Raw genomic sequence first — 7,965 nt, forward strand, 5'->3', positions numbered from 1 at the left:
AAAGCGCCTTAAGGCGCTTTAAAAGGTAACTTGGCTATAAGCCTAGTTTAAAGCTGGGTAACAAAGTCTAGTAAAGTACTAATATCAACAAGTTGCTTTTCACCACTGGCGCGGTTTTTGTATTCCACTTTTTGTTCGTCTAGATTACGCTCACCAATAACAATAGTATGCGGTACACCAATCAACTCCATGTCGTTAAACATCACACCAGGGCGTTCCTTACGGTCGTCAAACAACACTTCAATGCCGGCTTGCGTGAGCTGGGTATACAAAGACTCAGCCACTTCCTGAATACGATGTGACTTATGCATATTCATTGGAATAAGTGCTACTTTGAAAGGCGCAATGGCTTCTGGCCAAATAATGCCGTATTTATCATGGTTTTGCTCAATAGCAGCAGCGACTATGCGAGAAACCCCAATGCCGTAACAGCCCATACTTAGAATTTTATGTTTGCCATTTTCGTCTAATACCCCACAACCAAGGGCTTGAGAGTACTTATCGCCTAATTGGAAAATATGCCCTACTTCTATTCCACGTTTAATTTCTAAGGTTCCTTGGCCATCAGGAGAAGCATCGCCAGTTACCACATTGCGTATGTCTGCTGCTTGATATTCACCCACATCTTTTGCCCAATTAACCCCAATAAAGTGTTGACCAGTTTCGTTGGCACCACATACAAAGTCAGCTAGTTGAGCTGCGCTGTGGTCAACAATTACCGGTACTTTACTGTTAACTGGACCAATAGAGCCTATAGTGCAGCCAAGTTGTTGTTCAATTTGCTCTTCACTAGCCATAGTTAAAGGTGCGGCCACCCCAGCTAATTTTTCGGCTTTTACTGGGTTTAGTTGGTGATCGCCACGCAAAACTAAGGCCACTAAGCCTTGATTACCAGCTTCATCGGCTTCGGCTAATACAATTAAGGTTTTCACTGTTTGTTTCACATCAAGCTGCAAAAATTGACTGACTTGCTCAATGGTTTTTTGCTCAGGCGTGGCAATTTTTTCTATACTTTGCTGGCCTTCAGGGCTAAAGCTTGTATCAATCTGGGTTGTGGCCATTTCAATGTTAGCGGCGTAGTCTGAGCCATTACTAAAGGCAATGTCGTCTTCACCTGAATCAGCTAAAACGTGAAATTCATGGGAAGCACTGCCGCCAATTGAGCCTGTATCGGCAATAACAGGGCGATAATCTAAGCCAATACGTTCAAAAATATTACAATAAGCTTGAAACATGTTTTGGTAAGTGTTTTCTAAACAGCTTTGATCAATATGAAATGAATAGGCGTCTTTCATGGTAAATTCGCGACCACGCATGATGCCAAACCTAGGACGCACTTCATCTCTAAATTTAGTTTGTACTTGATACAGGTTCAGGGGTAACTGTTTGTAGCTGCTGACTTCGTTTTTGACTAGCGCTGTAATCACTTCTTCATGAGTAGGGCCAAGTACAAAGTCACGATTATGGCGATCTTTAATGCGTAATAATTCTGGGCCGTATTCTTCCCAGCGTCCAGACTCTTGCCATAGATCTGCAGGCTGAACCACAGGCATTAAAACTTCAATAGAGCCGGCTTTATTCATTTCTTCGCGCACAATATTGGCGACTTTATTTAACACTCGTAAACCAGTGGGCAACCAAGTATATAGACCAGACGCTAGCTTTCTTACCATGCCAGCTCTGAGCATCAATTGATGGCTAATGACTTCTGCGTCGGCTGGTGTTTCTTTTTGAGTGGATAATAGGTATTGGCTAGTGCGCATGGCTAGTAGTGTCTCTACGGGTTGAGGTTAAAAATCGGCGGCCATTCTAACAGTAGCTTTATGACCAATCTAGCAAAATTAGCCTTGGCTGGTTTTTCTTGCAGGTTAAAGCTAATTAACTTACAAGCAATAAAGCAAAGCTATTAAGTTTGGGTGATTTTTAGTACTAGGTTTTGTTGCTCTTTTACTTGCCATTGAATGTTAAAGTTATACAAAGTCATGCCATAAATTTTATCTGGTTGAGACTGGCTATGATAAGCCGGCCTAGGGTCTTGACTTAATACCTCGGCAATTAACTGATAAAAATCAGCAGGGGCAGTGGTTAAAGCGCTTAAGTCTTGTTGAGCTTGGGCACTAAACACTACCTCCATGTTTGGCGGCTTATCTTGGGCAAACCCTCCCTGCGCATGGCTTAGGCTATCGGCATAAGGCACATAAGGTTTGATATCAAGAATAGGGGTGCCGTCTACTAAATCTGGCCCTTTGACCTTTAACTTTAACTGTTGCTTGGTCCATTCCACGGCGGCAAACTCTACTACAGACATGCCTATATTATTGGGTCTAAAATTACTGCGACTGGCCCACACCCCTAGCTTTTTATTGCCGCCTAAACGAGGAGGGCGAATAAGCGCCGAGTGGCTTTTATTGGCACTTTGGTGAAAATGAAAAATTAACCACAGGTGACTAAATTGTTCAATACCACGCAAATAATTGGGATCGTTAAATTCGGGTAAAAAAATAATGTCGCCATAGGCGCGCTTAACTAAGCCAGGTTGTCGGGGAATGGCAAACTTTTCACTGTAAGGTGTGCGAATGTGGGCTATGGGCGCAATGGCAAGAGTCATAAAGTAATCTAGCTAACAACGTTATGTTCAAGAGCCACCAATGGTTGCGCAAAGCTCAGGCTTAATCAACTGATAAATTATAAACTAACCCAATCAAGCATAAGGCTGGCATAGCAATCTGAGTTTGCTTTGGATACCATAAATACATCTTAAAAAGGGAAAAATTACTGTGTTTGAGCAAGTCTTATCTGATCAGCAACTGGCATCTCATGAGTTTTTACGTGATTTAATTGAGCAGCATAAATTGCACCATTTTGGCTTAACTGAGCGAGTTTTAGTGACGCCTAAGCCTTTGCTAAGCTGTCAAAAGGCAGAGGCCGAAACACTGGAATTTAGCCCAACAAAGCCAAGCAAAAAATTACTGATGTTTGCCGAAGGCTTGTGTTTGCAGCAGATACTACAAGTAAGCCATGCACTTAAAGCTCGTTTAGAGTTTCAGTTTTATTCTGTGATCCAAGTCAGTGGCGTACAAGGGTTTGCAATCTCAGCCATAGTCAAAGCGCACACTCAGGAAATATTAACCCCAGAATTAGAAAACCTTGCGCAACAATTTTGCATTGAGCTGTGTTTAGTGGATAAAGCCCCAAGCTTAGCTGAGCCTGGATTATTGCTGATGGATATGGATAGCACAGTTATAGCCGTTGAATGCATTGACGAAATTGCTGCCGCGGCTGGAGTTGGGCAAGAAGTCGCTGAGGTCACAGCCCAAGCTATGCAAGGTAAACTAGACTTTGCACAAAGTCTCACAACCCGAGTGGCCTGCTTAGCCGAGGCCGACCAAAGCATACTAGAACAAGTAAAACATGCCCTGCCATTAATGCCCGGCGTGGCCAACTTAGTGACTGTGCTCAAGCAACATAATTGGAAAGTGGCCATTGCATCTGGTGGATTTAGTTATTTTGCTGATTATTTACAGGGGCGTTTAGCATTAGATGCGGCCAAAGCCAATGATTTGCAGATTGAACAAGGCAAACTAACCGGGCAAGTAGTAGGGCCGATAGTGGATGCCCAAGCCAAGGCGCAAAATTTATTAGAACTCGCACAAAAATGGCAAATTCCGTCTTCGCAAACCATAGCTATGGGCGATGGCGCAAATGATCTGTTAATGATGAATGCCGCAGCATTAGGGGTGGCCTTGCATGCTAAACCTATTGTTCGCCAACAAGCAGATATAGCCATAAGGTGGGCCAGTTTAGATGCCTTGCTTTGGGTTTTAGCCGCTTAATATTTAGTTTGGAACAGGCCAGGGTTAGGCCTTTAACAATTGCTCTATACCCACTTCTTTGACTTTATGAGTAGGGGGAGGCTGGTGGTTTTTTAGTATCACACTTTCGTCGAATTCATAACGCCTTAGCACTTCATCTGTTATATCCACTAAATCTCCCATGGCCGTCACATTCCATAGTTGTTCTTCTAACAATTTGGCTTTGTGAACCGCATACACACTGACATAGTTTAATTCAGATTGCATAGTTTCAAAGTCGGGTCGGCCAGTTCTGGCTAAAAACACTTTTACCGCAATAAATTGACCATTTAACAGCGCCTGACTTATAAACTGGCGTTTTAACTCAGCCTGAGTAAATTGCTCAGCGTAGTAACTATTCACGGCATCGGCTAACCGTTCTTTACTTGGATCAAAGGCAATGAATAACTCGCGCATTTGTGGGCGGTCGTTAGGCTTTACATTGGCTAACGTGTGGGGAATAAAATCGTGATGCAGTTTGTTGTTTCTAAAAATTGGGTACAGATTTACCTGTTCATTTTCGCTTTTAAATTGTAATAGTTTCAACAGCCTAGTGTCTGTCTGTGATGTGGCCACACGGTCGGGAACCACGTCTACCCCTTCTTTACGTAAAAAGTAGGCAAGGTTAAGTACGTTATGTGCATAGATGTTACGCAAAGCCTCGCCAATTCCTGGCACTTCTTCTTCATCTCGATAAGCTCTTAACTTAGAACGGTTGGACTTGATTAGAGCCTCAAAAAAGCGCCTAGCGGTATTGCTTTGTTCGGTGACAAAGTTTTGTAAATGCAAAACGTGATGGTCTTTTGATACATGGCGCACCACATAAGGTAAGTCCGACAAATCAAATTTGCTGGTGACAGATTGCAGCTGCGGAAAACTTAAATTTACCTTAGCCTTGGCCGATTGTGGGAAAAACTTGTCTAGCTCAATGCGTAGCCCTTTGGTTGAAATATCTTCTGTGTGGCCTTCAAAGGTTAAATTGTCAATATTGACCTGCACAGCGGTGCGTAATAAAAAGCGAGTTTCGCGGCGCTGATTAAAGTATTTAAAACGATATACAGTCACAGCGGCAGGCGGTTTGTTGCGCGGATGCCCAAATACTTTTAGTTGTGCGAGTTGCTCGCGTTTGATTTTATATTTTTGATAATGTTGGGTGCTTGGCTCATCAGTAATATTGGTCAGCACGGCTATGTGCTTAATGTTTTTTAAGCGTGACATCAAACGTGGTGATGGCTTTTGATTCTGACGTTTTACTTTATCGTTAATGCTGTTGCCAATAGAAAGCGGGCGATAACTCTGCTCAGGATCCACTGCTGTCATTTGTAACTTATAAATGCGCCAACTAGCCTTTCTGGCACCATAACCTAAAAAGACTTTTTTTAATTCGGGCTTAGCTTCTAATTCGCTATGAGTGGCAGAGTAAAAATAAACTTTGTCATTTTTAATGTGGTTAAACACAAAAATAAATAACTCTTGTTGACCTTTAGGTAGCGAAAGTGCTTGTTTTATTCGGCTTTGTGAAAGTAAATATCCAACTTTTAAGTCTTGTAATTCATTGGCCCAATATTGTATTTCTTCGCGATTACAATCGTTGGCTAAAGCATACCTAGGCTCAAATTTATCGCCTATTTGATCAATAAAAATAGGGATAGAAGCAAAATTAGGAATGTAATATTGCTCATAGGTTTTATTTTGAATGGCTTTAATAGTGTTGTCTAAATTGACTTTGTAGCGTCTTTTGTTGCCATGGATAAAACGTTCAAAAAACTTATCAAAAGACGGGAAGGGCACATCAAACTGACGCTTTAAATTAAGCCTTTGCGCGTCTTTGGTTGATTCCACGCTACTGATCACATAACTCACGCCCTGACGTTTATCTAGTAAATATTCTTTCTCAAGGCCCCTAAATTGCACTGTGAGTTTTTCATCAGGTTTAAACAAGTGTTCTTTGCTGGCTTTGACTTTTAGCCCATTGACCGACACATCTATAGTGGTAGCTTGTACACTTTTATTTAGCTCAGTAAACATTTCTATATTGACCGAAAAATTCATGCGCTCTTCGGCTCTTTGGGCAAAATTCGCAAAGTCGATTAATGGGGCGTGAAAATGTTCTTGCTTGGGCGCTTCAACTACAGAGGTATTTCTTTTGTTACGCGCGGCCAATTGCTCTTTTTTATAGATAACACGAAAGTTGTTTTCTGTGTTAGTGACGGCTTCATATACCCCTATGGTATATTCGCCAAATATGCGTACTTGGCGTTCAAAGGTTTCAATGGCTAATTCATCTAAAAAGTGCTCTTTGCCTTCATGCTCATAAATTTTACACTGGCCATCTACTAAACCACGCAGATCAATTAATCGAATACAAGGTCTAGCTAAACGCATTAGTTCCATTTTTAATAAAAAGCGTTTTTGTTTAGGCACCCTCGCAGCCACCTGGCTCAACACCTGATTAAATTCAGGCTCGTTGATCATAGGTTTCAGCTCTTCGATAATGTCGTGGTATTCTTCTAAATCTTGGCTCATGTAGTGTGATTTATTTCATCTTTTGGTTAAAAAACTATCAGGCAACGCTTTGTTATCGGCCAAAAAGTTAAAACTATGATTATTATGCACTTTAACAGCTTATTTGGAACTAGCTTATAAAGGAATTGGTTTTTACTATAGGCTGAGCTAAGAGCATTAAAATACTAAAGTCACACACCAAAACCTAACAAAAGGCAAAATCTCTGTTATGGCAAAAAGAAAAACCGCTTATGTCTGTTCTGATTGTGGAAGCCAATACCCACGCTGGCAAGGACAATGTCAGGACTGCCAAGCTTGGAATAGTATCACTGAATTTGTAATTTCGTCGGCTAATAACACAGCCAAAAGTTCAGGAGGTTATTCGGGGCAAACTCAAGCTAAAGTGGAATCGTTAGAAAGCATTGATTTACAAGCTTTACCAAGAATCGCCTCTGGGTATAAAGAGTTAGATCGTGTGTTAGGTGGTGGCATAGTACCTGGCTCAGCCATGTTAATTGGCGGTTCACCTGGAGCGGGTAAAAGCACTATGTTATTGCAGGTCATGTGTAAAATGGCCAGCAGCAAAACTGCCTTGTATGTAACTGGTGAAGAATCCTTGCAACAAGTAGCCATGCGCGCTCAGCGCTTGGGCTTAGCCAAAGATAAATTAAACTTATTAGCCGAAACCAATGTAGAGGTAATTTGTGATCTAGCCTTGCAGCATAAGCCACAAATTATGGTCATAGACTCTATTCAGGTGATGCAAGTGCCAGATGTACAGTCGGCTCCCGGAAGTGTCTCGCAGGTGCGAGAAAGTGCGGCTTACCTTACTCGTTTTGCCAAGCAACAGCATATCGCCATGTTTTTAGTAGGGCATGTGACTAAAGAAGGTAGTTTAGCTGGTCCTAAAGTGTTAGAGCACTGTATTGATTGCTCTATGATGTTAGAGGGAGAAAGTGACAGTCGATATCGCACCCTAAGAAGTCAAAAGAATCGCTTTGGGGCGGTGAATGAGCTTGGGGTGTTTGCGATGACCGAAAAGGGCCTAAAAGAAGTAAATAACCCTTCGGCGATTTTTCTGAGTCGAGATGAGCAAGCATCTCCCGGCAGTATAGTAATGGTTGTGTGGGAAGGTACACGGCCATTATTAGTGGAAATCCAAGCCTTAGTGGATTATTCACAAATGGCTAATCCTAGGCGAGTGGCTGTGGGGTTAGAGCAAAACCGCCTAGCTATGCTATTGGCAGTCTTGAACCGCCATGGCAATGTGCAAATGAATGATCAAGATGTATTTGCCAATGTGGTAGGTGGGGTAAAAGTTAATGAAACCAGTGCAGATTTAGCGCTACTTTTAGCCATAGTATCTAGCTTTCAAAATAAAGTGTTAGATCAGTCTTTAATGGCGTTTGGCGAAGTGGGGCTAGCTGGCGAAATTAGACCTGTACCTAATGGCTCAGAACGAATAAGTGAAGCGGCCAAACATGGCTTTAAACGTGCCATAGTGCCCAAAGCCAATGTACCCAAACAAAAGGTAAATGGCATTGAGGTGATAGGCGTTTCTAGGTTGTCTGAAGCCTTAGAGGCACTGTAAATACAAACTTAGCCCTGA

Annotated in this window: 5 protein-coding genes; 2 read left to right on the forward strand and 3 right to left on the reverse strand. The window is 42.1% G+C overall.

Features of this window, described 5'->3' with window-relative positions; translation table 11 throughout:
- Positions 1 to 47: 47 nt before the first annotated feature.
- Together ACVCDT_RS09965 and tsaA are read right to left on the reverse strand one after the other, a co-directional pair.
- Positions 48 to 1,763, reverse strand: coding sequence for a proline--tRNA ligase (locus ACVCDT_RS09965; RefSeq protein ID WP_447132621.1), 1,716 nt, complete (start codon positions 1,761 to 1,763; stop codon positions 48 to 50).
- 143 nt (positions 1,764 to 1,906) lie between these two features.
- The gene (tsaA, locus tag ACVCDT_RS09970) at positions 1,907 to 2,608 is read right to left on the reverse strand and encodes a tRNA (N6-threonylcarbamoyladenosine(37)-N6)-methyltransferase TrmO (protein WP_447132622.1); all 702 of its coding nucleotides are present in this window, start codon (positions 2,606 to 2,608) and stop codon (positions 1,907 to 1,909) included.
- Positions 2,609 to 2,777: 169 nt separating this feature from the next.
- Between tsaA and serB the strand changes: the two genes are divergently transcribed.
- Positions 2,778 to 3,833 (forward strand): phosphoserine phosphatase SerB, encoded by a 1,056-nt coding sequence (gene serB / locus ACVCDT_RS09975; protein WP_447132623.1) that lies wholly within the window; start codon positions 2,778 to 2,780, stop codon positions 3,831 to 3,833.
- 24 nt (positions 3,834 to 3,857) lie between these two features.
- Here serB and ACVCDT_RS09980 read toward each other — a convergent pair whose 3' ends face one another.
- On the reverse strand, positions 3,858 to 6,377 hold the full coding sequence (locus tag ACVCDT_RS09980) for a PilZ domain-containing protein (protein WP_447132624.1): 2,520 nt from the start codon (positions 6,375 to 6,377) through the stop codon (positions 3,858 to 3,860).
- Positions 6,378 to 6,585: 208 nt separating this feature from the next.
- Between ACVCDT_RS09980 and radA the strand changes: the two genes are divergently transcribed.
- On the forward strand, positions 6,586 to 7,947 hold the full coding sequence (gene radA / locus ACVCDT_RS09985; protein WP_447132625.1) for a DNA repair protein RadA: 1,362 nt from the start codon (positions 6,586 to 6,588) through the stop codon (positions 7,945 to 7,947).
- Positions 7,948 to 7,965 lie beyond the last annotated feature (18 nt).

The sequence above is a fragment of the Paraglaciecola aestuariivivens genome, from assembly GCF_052983255.1.

Bases quoted from the DNA above. Each gene is read 5' to 3' on its own strand.
- ACVCDT_RS09965 (WP_447132621.1), bottom strand. From the start codon at position 1,763: ATGCGCACTAGCCAATACCTATTATCCACTCAAAAAGAAACACCAGCC.
- tsaA (WP_447132622.1), bottom strand. From the start codon at position 2,608: ATGACTCTTGCCATTGCGCCCATAGCCCACATTCGCACACCTTACAGT.
- ACVCDT_RS09980 (WP_447132624.1), bottom strand. From the start codon at position 6,377: ATGAGCCAAGATTTAGAAGAATACCACGACATTATCGAAGAGCTGAAA.
- radA (WP_447132625.1), top strand. From the start codon at position 6,586: ATGGCAAAAAGAAAAACCGCTTATGTCTGTTCTGATTGTGGAAGCCAA.